This is a genomic window from Bradyrhizobium cosmicum (assembly GCF_032290525.1).
Classification (GTDB): domain Bacteria; phylum Pseudomonadota; class Alphaproteobacteria; order Rhizobiales; family Xanthobacteraceae; genus Bradyrhizobium; species Bradyrhizobium cosmicum_A.
Genome location: NZ_JASXTA010000001.1, coordinates 613,438 through 631,855 on the forward strand (window position 1 = coordinate 613,438; position 18,418 = coordinate 631,855).

Sequence of the window (18,418 nt, forward strand, 5' to 3'; positions counted from 1 at the left end):
ACGTTGGTGGACAGGTTTTGAAACACCTGCGCTAGCTTGCAGAATGACACGGGACCCGTCTGTCGGAAATGACAGAGTTCCCTCATTTCCGGACTTCTACATCAGTGCGTCAGACGCTCCACCGCGATTGCCGTGGCCTCGCCGCCGCCGATGCAGAGCGCCGCAACCCCGCGCTTGAGGTTGTTGGCCTCGAGCGCATGCAGCAGCGTCACGATGAGCCGCGCACCGGTCGCGCCGATGGGATGACCGAGCGCACAGGCCCCGCCATTGATGTTCAGCTTCTCGCGGGCAATGCCGAGGTCGCGCTGCGCCGCCATCGCCACCACGGCAAAGGCTTCGTTGATCTCGAACAGATCGACGTCACCGGCGCTCCAGCCGACCTTGTCGAGCAGCTTGCGGATCGCCGGGATTGGCGCTGTGGTGAACCACTGCGGTTCCTGGCTGTGGGTGGCGTGGCCCTTGATCTCGGCGATCGCCGGCAGGCCGCTACGATCGGCCAGCGACCGCTTCGTCAGCACCAGCGCGGCGGCGCCGTCCGCATTGGCGGAGGAGGCGGCCGGCGTGATGGTGCCGTTGGCGCGGAACGCCGGCTTCAGTCCGGGGATCTTGGCGGGATCGACCTTCAGCGGATGCTCGTCATTGGCAATCACGCGCGGGCCGGCTTTCTCGGTCAGCGTGATCGGTGCGATCTCGGCCTTGAACGCGCCGCCCTCGACCGCCTTGCGGGCGCGGCTCAGCGTTTCCATCGCATAGGCGTCCTGGTCCTTGCGGGTGAACTGATACGCTTCCGCGGTCGCCTCGCCGAAATCGCCCATGGAGCGGCCGGTCTCGTAGGCATCTTCGAGGCCGTCCATCATCATGTGGTCGATGATGCGGTCATGGCCGGCGCGATAGCCGCCGCGCGCTTTCGCCAGCAGATAGGGCGCGTTGCTCATGCTCTCCATGCCGCCGGAGACGACGATCTCGGCGGAGCCGGCGCGGATGATGTCGTGCGCCAGCATGGTCGCCTTCATGCCGGAGCCGCAGACCTTGTTGACGGTAGTGGCCCCGGTGGCATCGGGCAGGCCGGCCGCACGCGCCGCCTGGCGCGCCGGCGCCTGGCCTTGTCCGGCCGGCAGCACGCAGCCCATGAAGACCTCGTCGACCTTCTCGGGCGCGAGCTTGGCGCGTTCCAGCGCCGCACCGATCACGTGCGATCCGAGCTTGTGTGCGGCCAGCGGCGACAGCTCGCCCATGAAGCGGCCGAGCGGGGTGCGAGCGGCGGAGACGATGACGACGGGATCGGCGGCTTCGGCCATGATGAAACTCCCTGCGATGGTAGTGAGATTACGATCATCATATGATGCGTCGCAAAAAATGCAACCGCGCCCGGCATGAGAAATTGTCGTGGATCGGATGAGATTTGTTGGTTCGATCGGAGAAGACGGCGCTAACGCTTCCGGTTCACAAACGCCTGCATCAGTCGCGTCGGCTCGTCCGTCAGGAACGATTCGCCGAACACTTTGACGCTGAGGTTTACCGACTCCGTCAGCGGCAGTTCCTCCCACTGCCGCAACAGCGCCTTCTGCGAGCGCAGCGCTTCGGGGCCGCATTCGAGCAACGCCTTCACGAGGTGCTCGATCTCGGCATCCAGTTCGCCCTCCGGCGCGACCTTGTCGACCAGTCCCCAGGCCAGCGCCGTTGGCGCGTCGACGTTTTCCGCCGTCATCACCAGCCAGCGCGCGCGGGCCCAGCCGATCAGGCGCGGCAGCAGTGCTGCATGGATCACCGAGGGGATGCCGACGCGGACCTCGGGCATGCCGAAACGCGCATCATGCGCGGCGATCCGGAAGTCGCAAGCGGCTGCGACCTCGAGTCCGCCGCCGAGGCACCAGCCCGGCATGCGCGCAATCACGGGTGCCGGGAATTGCCGCACGGCCTCGCAGAGATCGCGCAAGCGACTGATGAAGGCTTCGGCGGATTTCTGGTCGAGCTTCGCCATCTCCTTGATGTCGGCGCCGCCGATCATGCTCTTCTCGCTCTGGCCGCGCAGCACCACGACGCGGATGCTCCGATCGGAAGAGAGCTGCTGCAAGCCTTCGCGGACCGCGTCGGTCACGGGCGAGCCTAGAATATTCAGCGAGCCGGCGTCGCAGATCGCGACATGAACGACGCCGCGCGCATCGCGCGTCACGCCGCAGTGCTGATTGAGCATTTCCATCGTGGGATCTCAAGGTTTCGTGGACGGACCCAGGGCGCGCCTGTCGGGATCACTTCCGGGCCGAAACGCTCGCCTTGTCAAGCGGGTGAGGGACGGAGTTGCCAGTGCGAAGTCCGTGGCATAGCATGATGCATATCATACAAAGAGGCGACTATGACCCGTAACGATCAACTCGACCTGTTTTCGCCCGCGCAGCGGCGTGAGCGCGTGGTGGACTGGCAGGTGCCCGCACCGATTGCGAAGGTGGCGATGGGCCTGCCAGGCATGGACGCCATGATCGGCATTCGCGATGGCCGCCTGCCGCCGCCACCCTTCGCAAAACTGATCGGTTTCACCGTGGCCGTGGTCGAGCCGGGCCGGATCGTCATGGAACTGGAGCCGCGCGAGGATCTCGAAAATACCATCGGTCTTCTGCACGGGGCGACCGCCGCGGCGCTGATCGACACCGCCATGGGCTGCGCGATTTCGACCCGGCTGGAGGCCGGACGGTCGTCCGTGACGCTCGACCTGAAAATGAACTTCCTGCGCCCGCTGTCGGTCCGTTCCGGGCTGATCTCGGCGGAAGGCAAAATCATCAAGCTGGGACGGCAGACCAGCTACACCGAGGGTTTTGTGCGCGACGGCAAGGGCGCGCTCGCAGTCCACGCGACTGCAACCTTTTCCATGATCGGCAATGTCTAAACATGAATTAATGCACCGCCTGGTCCATTTCTGTGTTATGGGATGATCCCCGACATTCAATGAGACCCGCATGCGCTATTCCCGGGAACACAAGCAGGAAACCCACGACCGCATCGTGAAAAAAGCCTCGGTGCGGCTGCGCGAAAAGGGCGCCCATGGCATCGGCGTCGCCGACCTCATGAAGGAGGCCGGGCTGACCCATGGCGGCTTCTACGCGCATTTCGACTCGCGCGAGGCGCTGGTGATCGAGGCCTTTGGCTACGCGATGGACCGCGCGATGGAGCACTGGCGCAAGCAGTCCGATCAGGTGGTGCCCGAGAAGCAACTCGCCCAGATCGTCGAGACCTATCTCTCGGCGCTGCACCGCGACAATCCCGGCCATGGCTGCTCGATCCCCTCGCTCGGCGCCGAGATCGCTCGCGAGAGCCCGAAGACGCGCAAGGCCTTTGCCGGCAAGCTCGACGAGATGATCGAGATGATGACCGGCTTCATTCCCGACATGCCGCGCAAGGCCGCGCGCAAGCAGGCAATCGCGACGCTGGCGACAATGGCCGGCACCATGCTGCTGGCGCGCATTGCCGGCGCCAGCGAACTGTCGGACGAGGTGCTCAAGGCGGGCAAGGATCGCGCGCTCGATAGCGCGAAGGGTGAGCCGAAGGTGGCGGCTGCGAAGAAGGCGAAGCAGAGCTGAGCTGCGGTAGGTTGGGCAAAGGCGCTCTTGCGCCGTGCCCACCATCTTTCCACGATAACGGTCGATATGGTGGGCACGCTTCGGTTTGCCCACCCTACGATAGCGACGCTACCGCCCCGCAAACAGCGCCCGCTCGCGCTCCACGATCTCACTGACGTAATCCGCCACCGCCCTGATTCGCGCGAGATCCTTGCTGTCGGCGTGCATCAGCATCCAGAACGTGCGGGTGATCGAGACCTCCTCCGGCAGCACGGCTTTGAGCTGCGGATAGTCGCTCGCCATGAAATGCGGCAGCACGGCGATGCCGAAGCCCGACAGCGTGGCGTTGAGCTGTGCGATCAGATTGGCGCTGCGGAAGCGCGCGGAAATCCGCGGCGAGACCTGCGGCAGATAGTCGAGCTCCGGCGTGAACAGCAGCTCCTCGATGTAGCCGACGAAGCGGTGCTGCGGCAGCACCTCGCGCGAGACGATCGTCGGGAATCGGTCGAGATAGGCGGGGGCGGCATAGAGCCCGAGGCGGTAGTCGAGCAGCTTGCGGCCGACGATGCGGCCTTCCTTCGGCATGGTCAGGCTGATGGCGATATCGGCCTCGCGCTTGGAGAGGCTGAACAGCCGCGCGGTCGCCACAAGTTGCAGGTCGAGATCGGGATACCGGTCCGCGAAAGGTGCCAGTCGTGGCGCCAGGAAGGCGGTCCCGAAGCCGTCGGGCGCGCCGATCCGCACCGTCCCTGTCAGCCGCGCCACGGAGCCACCGACCTGCTCCTGATTGGCGACGATGGTCGATTCCATGGCCTCCGCGCTGTCGGCGACGCGCTGGCCGGCCTCGGTGAGGAGGTAACCGGTCTTGCGCCGGTCGAACAACTTGGCCGAGAGGTGCTTTTCCAGCCGGTCCACGCGGCGGATCACGGTGGCATGGTCCACCCCGAGCTGCTTTGCTGCAGCCGAGACCGAGCCGCCCCGCACGATGGCCAGCACGAAGCGGAAGTCGTCCCAGTCGATGTGACCTTGATCCAGCATTTTCGCACATCTATGGTGCATTATCTCAGACTTGAATCCTATAAAATGCAGGTCGATAGGATTTGTCAAAGCGGATCAGGCCTCAAGGAGATCATTCCATGCGTTCAGTCGGACATTTCATCGGTGGCAAGGAGGTCAAGGGCACCTCGGGCCGCACCGCCGACGTTTTCGAGCCGATGACCGGTGACGTCCAGGCCAAGGTGGCGCTTGCGTCCAAGGCTGAAGTCCGCGCCGCCGTCGAGAACGCCCGCGCCGCACAGCCGGAATGGGCTGCGACAAACCCGCAGCGCCGCGCCCGCGTCATGATGAAATTCGTCGAGCTGGTGCAGCGGGATTACGACAAGCTCGCCGAGCTTCTGGCGCGCGAGCACGGCAAGACCGTGCCCGACGCCAAGGGCGACATCCAGCGCGGTCTCGAGGTCGCGGAATTCGCCTGCGGCATCCCGCATCTGATGAAGGGCGAGTACACCGAGGGCGCCGGTCCCGGCATCGACATCTATTCGATGCGCCAGGCGCTTGGCGTCGTCGCCGGCATCACGCCGTTCAATTTCCCGGCGATGATCCCGATGTGGAAGTTCGCCCCGGCGATTGCCTGCGGCAACGCCTTCATCCTCAAGCCGTCGGAGCGCGATCCCGGCGTGCCGATGATGCTCGCCGAACTGATGATCGAGGCGGGCCTGCCGGCCGGCATCCTCAACGTCGTCAATGGCGACAAGGAAGCCGTCGACGCCATCCTCGACGACCCCGACATCAAGGCCGTCGGCTTCGTCGGCTCCACGCCGATCGCGCAGTACATCTATGAGCGCGCGGCCCAGACCGGCAAGCGCTGCCAGTGCTTTGGCGGCGCCAAGAATCACGCCATCATCATGCCCGACGCCGACATGGACCAGGCGGTCGACGCGCTGATCGGCGCGGGCTACGGCTCGGCCGGCGAGCGCTGCATGGCGGTCTCCGTCGCGGTCCCCGTCGGCAAGTCCACCGCGGACCGGCTGATGGAAAAGCTGGTCCCGCGCGTCGAGAGCCTCAAGATCGGTACCTCGATCGATCCGTCGGCAGATTACGGTCCGCTGGTCACGCGCGAGGCGGTTGAGAAGGTCAAGGGCTACATCGACATCGGCATCAAGGAAGGCGCGACGCTGGCCGTCGACGGCCGCGGCTTCAAGATGCAGGGCTACGAGAACGGTTTCTATCTCGGCGGTTCGCTGTTCGACAACGTCACCAAGGACATGCGGATCTACAAGGAAGAGATTTTTGGGCCGGTGCTCTCGGTCGTGCGCGCGCACGACTACAAGGAGGCGCTCGCGCTGCCGTCGGAGCATGACTATGGCAATGGCGTCGCCATCTTCACCCGCGATGGCGACGCCGCGCGTGACTTCGCGGCCAAGGTCAATGTCGGCATGGTCGGCATCAACGTGCCGATCCCGGTGCCGATCGCCTATTACACCTTCGGCGGCTGGAAGAAGTCGGGCTTCGGCGATCTCAACCAGCACGGCCCGGACTCGGTGCGCTTCTACACCAAGACCAAGACGGTGACCTCGCGCTGGCCGTCCGGCGTCAAGGAAGGCGCGGAGTTCTCGATCCCGCTGATGAAGTGAGGCTGTAGCCCAGCCCGTCATTGCGAGCGCAGCGAAGCAATCCAGACTTTCTCCCCGAGTACATTGGATTGCTTCGTCGCTTCGCTTCTCGCAATGACGAGAACAGTGAGCAGCCCAGCATGCAGTTCGCTCTGAACGAGGATCAGATCGCGGTTCGCGACATGGCGTTGGCGTTTGCGGCGGAAAAGATCGCGCCGCATGCGCTGCGCTGGGACGAGGAGAAGCACTTTCCCGTCGACGTGATGCGCGAGGCTGCAACCCTCGGCATGGGCGGCATCTACATCCGCGACGATGTCGGCGGCTCCGCCATGACGCGGTTCGACGCGGCGCTGATCTTCGAGGCGCTGGCGACGGGCTGCCCGACCACTTCGGCCTTCATCTCCATCCACAACATGGCGTCCTGGATGATCGATGCCTACGGCAGCGACACCCAGCGCCACACATGGCTGCCAAAGCTCTGCACCATGGAGCTGATCGCGAGCTACTGCCTGACCGAGCCGGGCGCCGGCTCGGATGCCGCCGCACTGCGCACCCGCGCGGTACGTGACGGCGATCATTACGTCCTCAACGGCCAGAAGCAGTTCATCTCGGGCGGCGGCGGCACTGATCTGCTGGTCGTGATGGTCAGGACCGGCGCTGACGGCCCGGGTGGCATCTCGACCCTCGTGATCGACGGCAAGACGCCGGGCGTCTCCTACGGCGCCAACGAGCGCAAGATGGGCTGGAACGCGCAGCCGACCCGTGCCGTGATGTTCGAGAACGCCCGCGTGCCGGTGGCCAACCGGCTGACCGAGGAGGGCGTCGGCTTCAAGATCGCGATGGCCGGCCTCGACGGCGGCCGGCTCAATATCACGGCCTGCTCGCTCGGCGGCGCGCAAGTAGCGCTCGACAAGGCGCGCGCTTACATGAAGGAGCGCAAGGCGTTTGGAAAGCGCCTCGACGAATTCCAGGCCCTGCAATTCAAGCTCGCCGACATGGCGATCGAGCTCGAGGCCGCGCGCACCTTTTTGTGGCGGGCCGCCGCGGCGCTGGATCGCAAGGACCCCGATGCCACCATGCTGTGCGCGATGGCCAAACGCTTCGGCACCGATGCCGGCTTCGAGGTCGCCAACCAGGCGCTCCAGCTTCACGGCGGCTACGGTTACCTCAGTGAATACGGTATCGAGAAGATCGTGCGCGATCTGCGCGTGCACCAGATCCTCGAAGGCACCAATGAAATCATGCGGCTGATCGTGGCGCGCAAACTGATCGAGGGCGCGCGATGACGGTGGCGGAAGAGGGCGACCTGGTCGCCCGCATCGAGGGTGCGGCCGGCGTCATCCGGCTCAATCGTCCCAAAGCCATCAATGCCGTGACGCTGGAGATGTTTCGCGACATCGACAAGGCGCTCGACCGCTTCGAGATTGATCCGGCCGTCGCCGTGATCGTGCTCGAAGGCGCCGGCGAGCGCGGCCTGTGCGCCGGCGGCGACATCCGCGCGCTCTGGGAAAGCTCCAGGGTCAACGGCGATCTGGGCAGGATCCTGTGGCGTGAAGAATACATTCTCAACGCGCGCATCAAGAAATTTCCAAAACCCTATGTCGCCTTCATGGACGGCATCGTGATGGGCGGCGGCGTCGGCCTGTCCGCGCATGCAAGCCACCGCGTCGTCACCGACCGCACCAGGCTTGCGATGCCCGAAGTCGGGCTCGGCTTTTTCCCGGATGTCGGCGGCACCTTCTTGTTATCGCGCTCGCCGGGTGAAATCGGCACTTATTTTGGCCTCACCGGCCAGACTATGAACGGCCCCGATGCGATCCACGCGAAATTCGCCGATGCCGTGGTGCCCGCGGCCAAATGGCCGGAGCTGCGCGAGGCGCTGACCAAGGTGCGTCAGGGCGTCTCTGCGGCTGACGTCAGCAAGCTCATCAACGGTTTTGCGACCGGTGAGACCGCGGGGCCGGTGGCGGCCAAGGAGCCGGCGATCGACGCATTGTTCGACTTCGACCGGATGGAAGACATTTTTGCCGCCCTGACACGCGACGGCTCAGAGTTCGCGCTGGCCACGCTGAAGACGCTCAACGAAAAATCGCCGCGCGGCATGGTCGTGACGCTCAAGCTGCTGCGGCTGGCGCGCACCGCGTCGAGCCTGGAGGAATGCCTGGTTCGCGAATATCGCGCCGCGCTGGAAGTCTTCCGCAGCGACGATTTCCGCGAGGGCGTGCGCGCCGCCGTGATCGACAAGGACCGCAATCCGATCTGGTCGCCGCCGCGGATCGAGGATGTGACGCCGCAAATGCTTGCGCCGTATCTCGCCGAAATTGGTGCCGACGAACTCAAATTCAACTAACAACGCTACAGCGGAGGAAACGACAATGGCCACGATCGCATTCATTGGTCTGGGCAACATGGGCGGCCCGATGGCCGCCAATCTGGTCAAGGCCGGCCACAAGGTGGTGGCGTTCGACCTCGTCGAGGCCTCGCGCGCGCAAGCCAAAGCCGACGGCGCCGGCATCGCCGACAGCGCATCAAGTGCTGCGAAGGGTGCCGATGTCGTCGTCACAATGCTGCCGGCCGGCAAGCACGTGCTCACCGTCTGGAACGAGGTCGTGCCCGCCATGACAAAGGGGACGCTGATCATCGACAGCTCCACCATCGACGTCGAGAGCGCGCGACAGGCGCATGCGCTCGCGGCCAAGAATGGCGTGCTCTCGGTCGATGCTCCCGTGTCCGGCGGCACCGGCGGCGCCAAGGGCGCGACGCTCACCTTCATGTGCGGCGGTGAGGAGAACGCGTTTGCGGCGGCAAAACCCGTGCTGGAGAAGATGGGCAAGAAGATCGTGCATTGCGGCGGCGCGGGCGCGGGACAGGCGGCCAAGATCTGCAACAACATGATCCTCGGCATTTCCATGATCGCGGTCAGCGAGGCGTTTGCGCTGGGCGAAAAGCTCGGCCTCTCCCATCAGGCGCTGTTCGACGTCGCCTCGACCTCGTCGGGCCAGTGCTGGTCGCTGACCACCTATTGCCCGGTCCCGGGCCCGGTGCCGACATCGCCCGCCAACAACGACTACAAGCCGGGCTTTGCCTCGGCGCTGATGGTGAAGGATCTGACGCTGGCGCAGGATGCCGCCAAGGCTGCGGGCGCGGCGACGCCGCTCGGCCAGCATGCGCAGGAGATTTACCAGGCCTTCGACAAGGCGGGTCAAGGCGGGGTGGATTTTTCCGGAATTATCAAGCACGTTAGGGGGCTGGCCGGGAAAGCCTAATGACGACATTTCAGGAAGCGCGCGCGTTTCTGCTAAAGCACCGCACGGACTACGAGACAGCGGTCAAAGACTTCCGCTGGCCCGATCCGGTTCCTTTCAACTGGGCGCTCGACTGGTTCGACGTCGAGCTGGCGGCGAATGCGGAAGCTAAGGATCGGCCCGCGCTCTGGATCGTCGATGCTGCACAGGACAAGCAAACAAAGCTGTCGTTTGCGGCGCTCTCGAAGCGCTCCAACCAGGTCGCCAACTTCCTCCGTGCCCAGGGTTTGAACCACGGCGATCACCTTCTGCTGCTGCTCGGCAACGTGATTCCGCTGTGGGAAACGATGCTGGCGGCGATGAAGCTCGGCGTCGTCGTGATTCCCGCGACCACGCTGCTCACCGCCGAGGAACTGCGTGACCGGCTTGATCGCGGCAGGGCGAAAGCGGTGGTGGCTGCCGAGGATCAGGTCGCGAAGTTCGCAAGCCTCGGTGCCGAGAACGTCGTCCGCATCGTGGTCGGCACGGCTTCCGATGGTTGGCTCGCTTACGACGAGGCGGCGAAAGCCCCTGACAGCTTCACGCCGGACGGTCCTACCAAGGCCGACGATCCGATGCTGCTCTATTTCACCTCGGGCACCACGGCAAAACCAAAACTCGTGCTGCACAGCCAGCGCAGCTATCCCGTCGGCCATCTCTCGACCATGTACTGGATCGGGCTGAAGCCCGGCGACGTCCATCTCAACATCTCCTCGCCCGGCTGGGCCAAGCATGCCTGGAGCTGCTTCTTCGCGCCATGGAATGCGGGCGCCACCGTGTTCGTGGTCAACCAGCCGCGCTTCGATGCCAAGGGTCTGCTCGCCACCATCGGCCGCTGCGGCGTCACCACGTTGTGCGCGCCGCCGACGGTGTGGCGGCTGTTCATCCAGGAGAATCTTGCGGCCTTCAAGGTGAGCTTGCGCGAGGTCTGCAGCGCCGGCGAGCCGCTCAATCCGGAAGTGATCGATCAGGTGCAGGCCGCCTGGGGCCTCACCATTCGCGACGGCTACGGCCAGACCGAGACCACGGCGCTCGCCGGCAATTCGCCGGGGCAAAAGATCAAGGTCGGCTCGATGGGCCGGCCGCTGCCGGGCTACCGCGTGCAGGTCAGCGACGCCGACGGCCATCCTGCGAAGGAGGGCGAGGTGACGCTGCTGCTTGGCGACGACCGTCCCGCCGGCCTGATGCAGGGCTATCAGGCGGACGACGGCAAATTGTCCGGCGCCGAAGGCGAGCTCTATCGCAGCGGCGACGTCGTGTTCGCGGACGAGGACGGCTATCTTACCTTCGTCGGCCGCTCCGACGACGTGTTCAAGTCGTCCGACTACCGCATCAGCCCGTTCGAGCTGGAGAGCGTCTTGCTCGAGCACGACCTCGTCGCCGAAGCCGCCGTGGTGCCGAGCCCCGACCCGATCCGGCTCGCAATCCCCAAGGCGTTCGTGCTGCTGACCTCCGGCGCCGAGCGAACGCCGGAGACGGCGCTGTCGATCTTCAAGCACCTGCACGCGCGCCTTGCGCCGTTCAAGCGCATCCGCCGCCTCGAAATTGTCGCCGAGCTGCCGAAGACCATCTCTGGAAAAATCCGCCGCGTCCAGCTCAGGCGGCTGGAGCGCGACGACGACCGCAATGATCCTCTGCGCGGCCAGGAATTTCGCGAAGAGGATTTTCCGGAGCTGGCGAAAACACGGGAGTGAGACCTAAGTGAACGAAGTCTGGAAGAAGCCGCCGATTGCGCTGGAGGCCTATCAGGCCATGGTCGGTAAGGAGATCGGCGTGTCGTCGTGGCACCTGATCGATCAGCCCCGCATCGACACCTATGCCGACGTGATCGAGGATCACCAGTTCATCCATGTCGACCCGGAGCGCGCGAAGAAGGAAACCGCCTTCGGCACCACGATTGCGCACGGCTTCCTGACGATGTCGCTGCTGTCGATCATGTCCTACGAGGTGATGCCTGTCATCGCCGGCACCACGATGGGCGTCAATTATGGCTTCGACAAGCTGCGCTTCATCTCGCCGGTGCGCTCGGGCAAGTGCGTCCGCGGCCGTTTCGTGCTGGCGGAAGCCAAGTTGCGCAAGCCGAACGAATTGCAGTCCCGCACCAACGTCACGGTAGAGATCGAAGGCGAGGACAAACCGGCGCTGGTCGCGGACTGGCTCGGGCTGATCTATTTCGCCTGACCAGCGGCCTCGTTGCCGGGCTTGACCCGGCAATCCATCGCTGCTCAAAAGCTGTCCAAATCTCGCGGAGCTCTCTACTCATGGCAATCAGGTTCGACGGACGCGTCGCCATCATCACCGGCGCGGGCAATGGTCTCGGCAGGGCGCATGCGCTGGGGCTGGCCAGCCGCGGCGCCAAGGTCGTCGTCAACGATTTCGGCGGCGCGCGTGACGGCACCGGCGGCTCGCTGTCGCCGGCAGAGAGCGTGGTCGAGGAGATCCGCAAGGCTGGCGGCACCGCGATGGCCGACGGCGCCGACGTCTCCAATTTCGAGCAGGTCACCGCCATGGTCGAGCGCGCCACCAAGGAGTGGGGCAGCGTCGATTTGATGTGCGCCAATGCCGGCATCCTGCGCGACAAGTCGTTCGGCAAGATGGAAGCGGCCGATTTCCAGAAGGTGCTCGACGTGCACCTCGTCGGAACCTTCTATTGCTGCAAAGCGGCCTGGGCCGGCATGCGCGACCGCAACTACGGCCGCATCGTGCTGACCACGTCCTCCTCCGGCCTCTACGGCAATTTCGGCCAGGCCAATTACGGCGCGGCCAAATCAGGCATGGTCGGCCTGATGAACGTGCTGGCCGAAGAGGGACGTAAGAACAACATCCGCGTCAACATCATCTCGCCGACGGCGGCGACCCGCATGACCGAGGAATTGCTGCCGCCGCAGGCGCTGCAACTGATGAAGCCGAACGCGATCACGCCCGCGGTCGAGTACATGCTGAGCGAGGACGCGCCGACCCGCACCATCATGGGCGCCGGAGCCGGCTCGTTCGCCGTGATCAAGATTCTGGAGAGCGAAGGCATTAACCTGCCCGAGTCCGAGTGGACGCCGGATGCGATCGCGGCGCATTTCGCCGAGATCAGCGACATGTCGAAGGCCAGGGCACTCACGGGTGCATTCGAGCAGACGCAGAAGTACGTGGCGCAGGCGGCAGCGCGGGCGGGGATCAAGCTCTGACGGACGTCGCCGTCATCGGTGCCGGCCCCGCCGGGTTGATGGCGGCGGAGGTGCTGGCGCAGGGCGGCGCTCGCGTGACCGTGTACGACGCGATGCCGTCCGCCGGCCGAAAATTCCTGCTGGCCGGCCGCGGCGGCCTCAATCTCACCCACAGCGAGCCACTGCCTCAGTTCATGGCGCGCTATCGCGAGGCGGCACCGAAGCTGCAAGCGGCGATCGATGCATTTCCTCCCGACGCGCTGCGCGCCTGGAGCGAGGCGCTGGGCGAGCCGACCTTCGTCGGCACCAGCGGCCGGGTGTTTCCAAAGGCATTCAAGGCCTCGCCGTTGCTGCGTGCGTGGCTGCGGCGGCTCGATGTGGCCGGCGTGCGGTTCGCTTTTCGTCATCGCTGGATTGGATGGGACGATGGGGGGCGGCTGCAATTTCAAACGCCTGAAGGCGCGCTTGCCATCGCGGCCAAGGCGACGGTGCTTGCGCTCGGCGGCGCGAGCTGGCCGCGGCTGGGCTCGGACGGTGCGTGGGGCGATCATCTCGCCGCGAGGGGCGTTGCCATCTCAAAGCTGCGGCCGGCCAATTCCGGATTCACGGTCGCCTGGTCCGATGTGTTCCGCGACCGTTTCGAGGGCCAGCCGCTCAAGGGCGTGGCGCTGACGATCGGTGCGCACACGGTACGCGGCGAAGCGATGATCACGCGCAGCGGCATCGAGGGAGGCGCGATCTATGCGCTTTCAGCCGAGCTGCGCGATGCGGTGTTGGAACTCGGGCAGGCGATGATGACGATCGCTTTGCGGCCCGACCTCGGCACTGCCGCATTGACCACGCGCCTATCTGGTACGCGGGGCAAGCAATCGCTCGCAAACTTCCTGCGCAAGGCGGCGCAATTGTCCCCGGTCGGCATCGGCCTGATGCAGGAGACGGCCATCGCGTCCGGCCGCCCGCTGGCCTCCTTTTCGCCGGCGGAGCTGGCGCAGCTGATCAATGCCATTCCGGTTCAGCTCACCGGCGTCGCGCCAATCGCTCGCGCGATATCCAGCGCCGGCGGGATGGCCTTCGACGAGATCGACGACCGCTTCATGCTGCGCAAGCTGCCGGGCGTGTTCGCGGCCGGCGAGATGCTGGACTGGGAGGCGCCGACGGGAGGTTACCTGCTGCAGGCGTCGTTCGCGACGGGAGCTGCTGCTGGCAGGGGTGCGTTGGAGTGGCTCAACCGCTAACCACCGTCTTTGCGAGCGCAGCGAAGCAATCCAGAATCTCTCCGGTGAGGTAGTCTGGATTGCTTCGTCGCAAGCGCTCCTCGCAATGACGGCCGAGAGAGCAGCGCGCCTACCTCAACTTCCCCCGCGCCGCCACCGGCAGCGTGCCGATGATCTCCTCGCCGCGGACCATCACCACCTCGTCCATCATGTTGACGACGACGCAGACATGATTGGGGACGATGCGGACGACATCGCCGACGTTCGGCCTTGTGTTGCTGCGGGAGAGGTCGAGGAAACCGTGCTCCTCGGCGAAGCGCGCGATTTTTGCCTCGGGGTGCTCCAGGATCAGGCCGTGGCCGTCGAGGCCGCCGGTGTCCGTCGTCAGCGTCTTCGAGCCGGCATCGAGAATGCCGCGCTCGGGCGCGGCGCGGCTGACGACCGTCGAATAGATGTGCAGCGCGCAGTCGTCCCAGGTCGCCGAGCCGGCCGCGACCTGCATGCGATCGTTATAGATGTAGGTGCCGAAGCGGTGCTCGGTGCCGCCCTTGAGCTTGCCGATGTTCTTGAGATTCGGCGTGCCGCCGGTCGAGACGATTTTTGCATCCAGCCCATGCGCGCGCACGCCGGCCAGCGCCTCGTCGTAGAACTTCTGCGCATCCAGCCAGCCGGTCTCGGTCGGGTACAGCATGAAACCGGCGAATTCGAGTCCCTGGGACCCCGCGATCTCACGCGCCAGCGCGATCGCCTCAGCCGGCGTCTCGACGCCCGCACGCTTTCGGCCCGTGTCGCATTCGACCACGACCGAGAGCGGACGGCCTGACGCGGCGGCAGCCTTCGGCAGGCCGGCGACGACCGTCGAATTGTCGGCCGCAACCGTCATGCTGGCCTTCGCCTGCAGCGCGCCGAGCCGGGCCATCTTCTCGTCGCCAAGCAGATTGTAGCTGATCAGGATGTCGTCGATACCGGCATTGGCCATGATCTCGGCCTCGCCAAGCTTCTGGCAGGTAATGCCCTTGGCACCGGCCGCGACCTGCATCTTCGCAATCGTCGGGTTTTTGTGCGTCTTGATGTGCGGGCGGTTCGCAACCCCAGCGTCGTCGCAGGCCTTCTGGATCCGCGCGATGTTGCGCTCGACCTTATCCATGTCGATGACGGCACAGGGCGTGCCGTATTCACGGGCGATTTTGGCGGCGAGGGAAGTGGTCATTTTTAAGCCTGCTCTATTTCTTCGCGAAGCATTTCCAGTTCGAGCCAGCGTTCCTCGGCAGCCGAAAGTTCTTCATGCGCCTTGGCGATGGCGGCGGAGGTCGTGTCGAATTTCTTGCGATCGCTGGTGTAGAGGTTGGGATCGTCCAGCACGCGTTGCAGTTTTGCGATATCCGCCTGCAACGTCTCCATCTTCTTCGGCAGCGTTTCCAGCGCGTGCTTCTCGTTGAAGCTCAGCTTCCGCTTCGGCGCGGAGGCGGGAGCAGCGGAGCGCTCCTCTTTCTTCTCCGCCGGGGCTTGCGCCTTCGCCGTCTCGCGGCTCAAATCGGCGCCACGCTGGGCCACCATGTCGCTGTAGCCGCCGGCATATTCGGTCCACTTGCCGTTGCCCTCGGGCGCGATCACCGAGGTGACGATGCGGTCGAGAAAGTAGCGGTCATGGCTGATGAGGATCACCGTGCCCTCGTAGTCGCCGAGCATGTCTTCGAGCACGTCGAGAGTTTCGAGATCGAGGTCGTTGGTGGGCTCGTCCAGCACCAGCAGGTTCGAGGGCTTTGCCAGCGCGCGCGCCAGCATCAGCCGGCCGCGCTCGCCGCCCGAGAGCACCTCGACCGGCGTGCCGCGCTGCTCCTGCGCGAACAGGAAGTCCTTCATGTAGCCGACCACGTGCTTCGGCTTGCCGCCGACCATGATCTGGTCGCCACGGCCGCCGGTCAGCGCCTCCGCCAGCGTCGACTTCGGATCGAGGCTTTCGCGGTGCTGGTCGAGGGTCGCTGTCTCGAGGTTAGCCCCGAGCCGCACGATGCCGGAATCAGGCTCCGCGCCGCCAGTCAACAGATTGACCAGCGTGGTCTTGCCGGCGCCGTTCGGCCCGACAATGCCGAGCCGGTCGCCGCGCTGGATGCGGGTGGAGAAATTGTCGACGATGATGCGCTCGCCGAACGTCTTGGTGATGCCCTTGGCCTCGATCACCAGCTTGCCGGATTGCTCCGCCTCTGAAGCAGCGAGACTGGCGGTGCCGGCCGTGCCGCGATAATTGCGCCGCTGGTCGCGCAGTGCATGCAGATTGCCCAGCCGCTTGACGTTTCGTTTGCGCCGGCCGGAGACGCCGTGGCGCAGCCAGTGCTCCTCGTCGACGATCTTGCGGTCGAGCTTGTGCTGGTCGCGCTCTTCCTCGGCCAGCACCTCGTCGCGCCAGCTCTCGAACGAGGCAAAGCCGCGGTCGATCTGCTTGATCCGGCCGCGGTCCAGCCACGCCGTCGAGCGCGAGAGATTGGTCAGGAAGCGGCGGTCGTGGCTGATGATCACCAGCGCGCTGCGGCGGCTGTCGAGCTCCTTTTCCAGCCATTCGATGGTGGAGAGATCGAGATGATTGGTCGGCTCGTCCAGCAGCAATATGTCGGGCGAGGGCGCCAGCACCCGTGCCAGCGCCGCTCGGCGGGCCTCGCCGCCGGAGACGTTGGCGGGATTCTCGTTGCCGGTGAGCCCGAGCTGCTCCACGAGATAACGCGCCTGGTAGGTGTCGTCGCCCGGTGCGAGCCCCGCCTCGACATAGGCGAGCGTGGTCTTGTGCTCGCCGAAATCCGGCTCCTGCGGCAGATAGCGCACGGTCGCGCCGGGCTGCACGAAGCGCGTGCCGCCGTCGGGCTCGACGGTGCCGGCCGCGATCTTCAGCAAGGTGGACTTGCCCGAGCCGTTGCGTCCGATCAGGCAGACGCGCTCGGACGGCGCGACGTTGAGCTCGACGCCGTTCAGCAGCGGTGTGCCGCCAAAGGTCAGCCTGATGTCTTTCAGTTGAATCAGCGGCGGCGCCATGATCAGCCCTGACTCGACGTCTGGCTTGTCGCGACTTGGTCGGTGCGGCGGCGCTGGATCCGGCGCAGCGTCTGGTCGAGCGCCGAGAGAAACGTCGAGCGGTCGCGCGGCGCAAACGATCGTGGGCCGCCGGTGACTTCACCCGCTGATCGCAAATCGGTCATCAGATTGCGCACCGCCAGCGTCATGCCGATCGATTCCTCCGTGAACGGCTTTCCGTTCGGCGCGATCACGTCGGCACCGGCCTTCACGCACCGGCTTGCCAGCGGAATATCGGAGGTCACCACGACGTCGCCGGATCTGGCGCGTTCGGCGATCCAGTCATCGGCGGCGTCCATGCCGGCGCCTGCCGCAATCCGCTCGATCAGCGGGTCCTGCGGCACGCGGATGAAATTGCCGGCAACCACGCTCACGGGCACGCCGTGCCGGAGCGCGATGCGATAGATCTCGTCCTTCACCGGACAGGCGTCGGCGTCGACATAGATGCGGGTGGGGGTATCAGTCATTCGCCGCGTGGTACCCCATTCGGGCCGCGAAGGCGAGGGGATTGACCGGTGTTCCCGGGAGCCTACGATCGGCCCTGAAACAACAAGAATTGAGGGAGGCTGACCCCATGCCGAACCGGCTCGAAACCTGGCGTGTCGAAGCCTACAACACGGCCAAGCAATCCGAAAACAAGATGCATGACGACACGGTCGCGCGCCGCTTCGGCTTCGAAGGCGGGCTTGTGCCGGGCGTCGACGTCTTCGCCTACATGATGCACGTGCCGGTGGCGCGCTGGGGCCGCGCTTTCCTGGAGCGCGGATTGGTCGAAGCGCGCTTCATCAAGCCGGTCTATGACGGCGAGACGGCCGATGTGGACGCGACCGAGCACAACGGCCTGCTGACGATCGAGGTGTTCAGCCGCACCGAGCTCTGCGCCACGGGAACGGCCTCGCTTTCGGCGGCTGTGCCGGCGGTTTCGTTGAGCGACTATGTCGCGGTCCCGGCGGTCGCAGAGCGCAAGCCGGTCAGTCCCGCGACGTTCGAGACGGGCAAATGGTTGGGCACGACGCCGCGCCGCTGGGCCGGCCAGCACGCGACCGACTATCTCGCCGATATCAGGGAAGCCGATCCGATCTTCGCACGGGAGGGGCTCGGCCATCCCGGCCTGATCCAGCGCGTGATGAACCGCGTGCTGGTGGACAATACGATCCTGGGGCCGTGGATCCACGTCGGCAGCCGCATGCAGCTGTTGTCCGCCCTGAGCGCCGGCGACGAGATCACCGCGCGGGCGAAAGTCACCGCGAATTACGAGAAGAAGGGCCACCGCTTCGTCGAACTCGACGCGCTCGTCGTCGCCAACGGGACGACGCCAATTGCGCACTGCCAGCACACCGCAATCTACCAGCCGCGCGAGCAGGCTGCGGCGTAGGGAAGGGGCACGGCGCGTCCTGATATTCGCTGCCATTCCCCGCGAAGGCGGGGAATCCAGTACGCCGAGGATTCTCCGTATCCCACAACCGTCTCTGGAATACTGGATCGTCCGCCTTCGCGGACGATGACAGCTCAGTTTGTGGCGAGGAAGGAACGCCC

Annotated in this window: 17 protein-coding genes; 11 read left to right on the top strand and 6 right to left on the bottom strand. The window is 65.3% G+C overall.

Annotated features, from left to right (window positions below; translation table 11 throughout):
• Positions 1-101 precede the first annotated feature (101 nt).
• Complete coding sequence (locus QSV46_RS02975; RefSeq protein ID WP_314946062.1) at positions 102-1,298, bottom strand: acetyl-CoA C-acyltransferase; 1,197 nt, start codon at positions 1,296-1,298, stop codon at positions 102-104.
• 131 nt (positions 1,299-1,429) lie between these two features.
• Positions 1,430-2,200 carry an enoyl-CoA hydratase gene (locus QSV46_RS02980; protein WP_314946065.1) on the bottom strand — a complete coding sequence of 257 codons (771 nt, stop codon included), beginning with the start codon at positions 2,198-2,200 and terminating at the stop codon, positions 1,430-1,432.
• 153 nt (positions 2,201-2,353) lie between these two features.
• Between QSV46_RS02980 and QSV46_RS02985 the strand changes: the two genes are divergently transcribed.
• Together QSV46_RS02985 and QSV46_RS02990 are read left to right on the top strand one after the other, a co-directional pair.
• On the top strand, positions 2,354-2,881 hold the full coding sequence (locus QSV46_RS02985; RefSeq protein WP_314946068.1) for a PaaI family thioesterase: 528 nt from the start codon (positions 2,354-2,356) through the stop codon (positions 2,879-2,881).
• 70 nt (positions 2,882-2,951) lie between these two features.
• Positions 2,952-3,572 carry a TetR/AcrR family transcriptional regulator gene (locus QSV46_RS02990; RefSeq protein WP_314946071.1) on the top strand — a complete coding sequence of 207 codons (621 nt, stop codon included), beginning with the start codon at positions 2,952-2,954 and terminating at the stop codon, positions 3,570-3,572.
• 108 nt (positions 3,573-3,680) lie between these two features.
• Here the strand turns inward: QSV46_RS02990 and QSV46_RS02995 are convergent, their stop codons facing one another.
• Positions 3,681-4,589 carry a LysR family transcriptional regulator gene (locus QSV46_RS02995; RefSeq protein WP_314946074.1) on the bottom strand — a complete coding sequence of 303 codons (909 nt, stop codon included), beginning with the start codon at positions 4,587-4,589 and terminating at the stop codon, positions 3,681-3,683.
• Between the two features lie 98 nt (positions 4,590-4,687).
• On the opposite strand from QSV46_RS02995, the gene QSV46_RS03000 reads away from it, so the two are divergent.
• The 8 genes from QSV46_RS03000 to QSV46_RS03035 all read left to right on the top strand — a co-directional run bounded on the left by QSV46_RS03000 (position 4,688) and on the right by QSV46_RS03035 (position 13,840).
• Positions 4,688-6,184, top strand: a complete 1,497-nt coding sequence (locus QSV46_RS03000; RefSeq protein WP_007592262.1) for a CoA-acylating methylmalonate-semialdehyde dehydrogenase — start codon at positions 4,688-4,690, stop codon at positions 6,182-6,184.
• 119 nt (positions 6,185-6,303) lie between these two features.
• Positions 6,304-7,449: an isobutyryl-CoA dehydrogenase gene (locus tag QSV46_RS03005; protein ID WP_314946082.1), complete on the top strand. Its 1,146-nt coding sequence runs from the start codon at positions 6,304-6,306 to the stop codon at positions 7,447-7,449.
• Complete coding sequence (locus QSV46_RS03010; protein WP_314946085.1) at positions 7,446-8,513, top strand: enoyl-CoA hydratase/isomerase family protein; 1,068 nt, start codon at positions 7,446-7,448, stop codon at positions 8,511-8,513. The genes QSV46_RS03005 and QSV46_RS03010 overlap by 4 nt, the downstream gene beginning before the upstream one ends.
• Positions 8,514-8,538: 25 nt before the next feature.
• Positions 8,539-9,429, top strand: coding sequence for a 3-hydroxyisobutyrate dehydrogenase (gene mmsB, locus QSV46_RS03015; protein ID WP_314946088.1), 891 nt, complete (start codon positions 8,539-8,541; stop codon positions 9,427-9,429).
• Positions 9,429-11,141 (top strand): AMP-binding protein, encoded by a 1,713-nt coding sequence (locus QSV46_RS03020; protein WP_314946091.1) that lies wholly within the window; start codon positions 9,429-9,431, stop codon positions 11,139-11,141. The genes mmsB and QSV46_RS03020 overlap by 1 nt, the downstream gene beginning before the upstream one ends.
• Before the next feature lie 7 nt (positions 11,142-11,148).
• Entirely contained in the window at positions 11,149-11,628 is a 480-nt protein-coding gene (locus QSV46_RS03025; protein WP_314946093.1) for a MaoC family dehydratase, read from the top strand.
• 80 nt (positions 11,629-11,708) lie between these two features.
• Positions 11,709-12,626 carry an SDR family NAD(P)-dependent oxidoreductase gene (locus tag QSV46_RS03030; RefSeq protein WP_314946095.1) on the top strand — a complete coding sequence of 306 codons (918 nt, stop codon included), beginning with the start codon at positions 11,709-11,711 and terminating at the stop codon, positions 12,624-12,626.
• On the top strand, positions 12,623-13,840 hold the full coding sequence (locus tag QSV46_RS03035; protein ID WP_314946480.1) for a TIGR03862 family flavoprotein: 1,218 nt from the start codon (positions 12,623-12,625) through the stop codon (positions 13,838-13,840). The genes QSV46_RS03030 and QSV46_RS03035 overlap by 4 nt, the downstream gene beginning before the upstream one ends.
• A gap of 109 nt (positions 13,841-13,949) precedes the next feature.
• Here QSV46_RS03035 and QSV46_RS03040 read toward each other — a convergent pair whose 3' ends face one another.
• The 3 genes from QSV46_RS03040 to QSV46_RS03050 are packed head-to-tail and all read right to left on the bottom strand — an operon-like array spanning position 13,950 to position 17,349.
• Complete coding sequence (locus tag QSV46_RS03040) at positions 13,950-15,029, bottom strand: D-TA family PLP-dependent enzyme (RefSeq protein ID WP_314946098.1); 1,080 nt, start codon at positions 15,027-15,029, stop codon at positions 13,950-13,952.
• A gap of 2 nt (positions 15,030-15,031) precedes the next feature.
• Complete coding sequence (locus tag QSV46_RS03045; RefSeq protein WP_314946101.1) at positions 15,032-16,843, bottom strand: ABC-F family ATP-binding cassette domain-containing protein; 1,812 nt, start codon at positions 16,841-16,843, stop codon at positions 15,032-15,034.
• Positions 16,844-16,845: 2 nt separating this feature from the next.
• Positions 16,846-17,349 (bottom strand): YaiI/YqxD family protein, encoded by a 504-nt coding sequence (locus tag QSV46_RS03050; protein WP_314946104.1) that lies wholly within the window; start codon positions 17,347-17,349, stop codon positions 16,846-16,848.
• 107 nt (positions 17,350-17,456) lie between these two features.
• On the opposite strand from QSV46_RS03050, the gene QSV46_RS03055 reads away from it, so the two are divergent.
• On the top strand, positions 17,457-18,257 hold the full coding sequence (locus QSV46_RS03055) for a hypothetical protein (protein WP_314946107.1): 801 nt from the start codon (positions 17,457-17,459) through the stop codon (positions 18,255-18,257).
• The last annotated feature ends 161 nt before the right edge of the window (positions 18,258-18,418 follow it).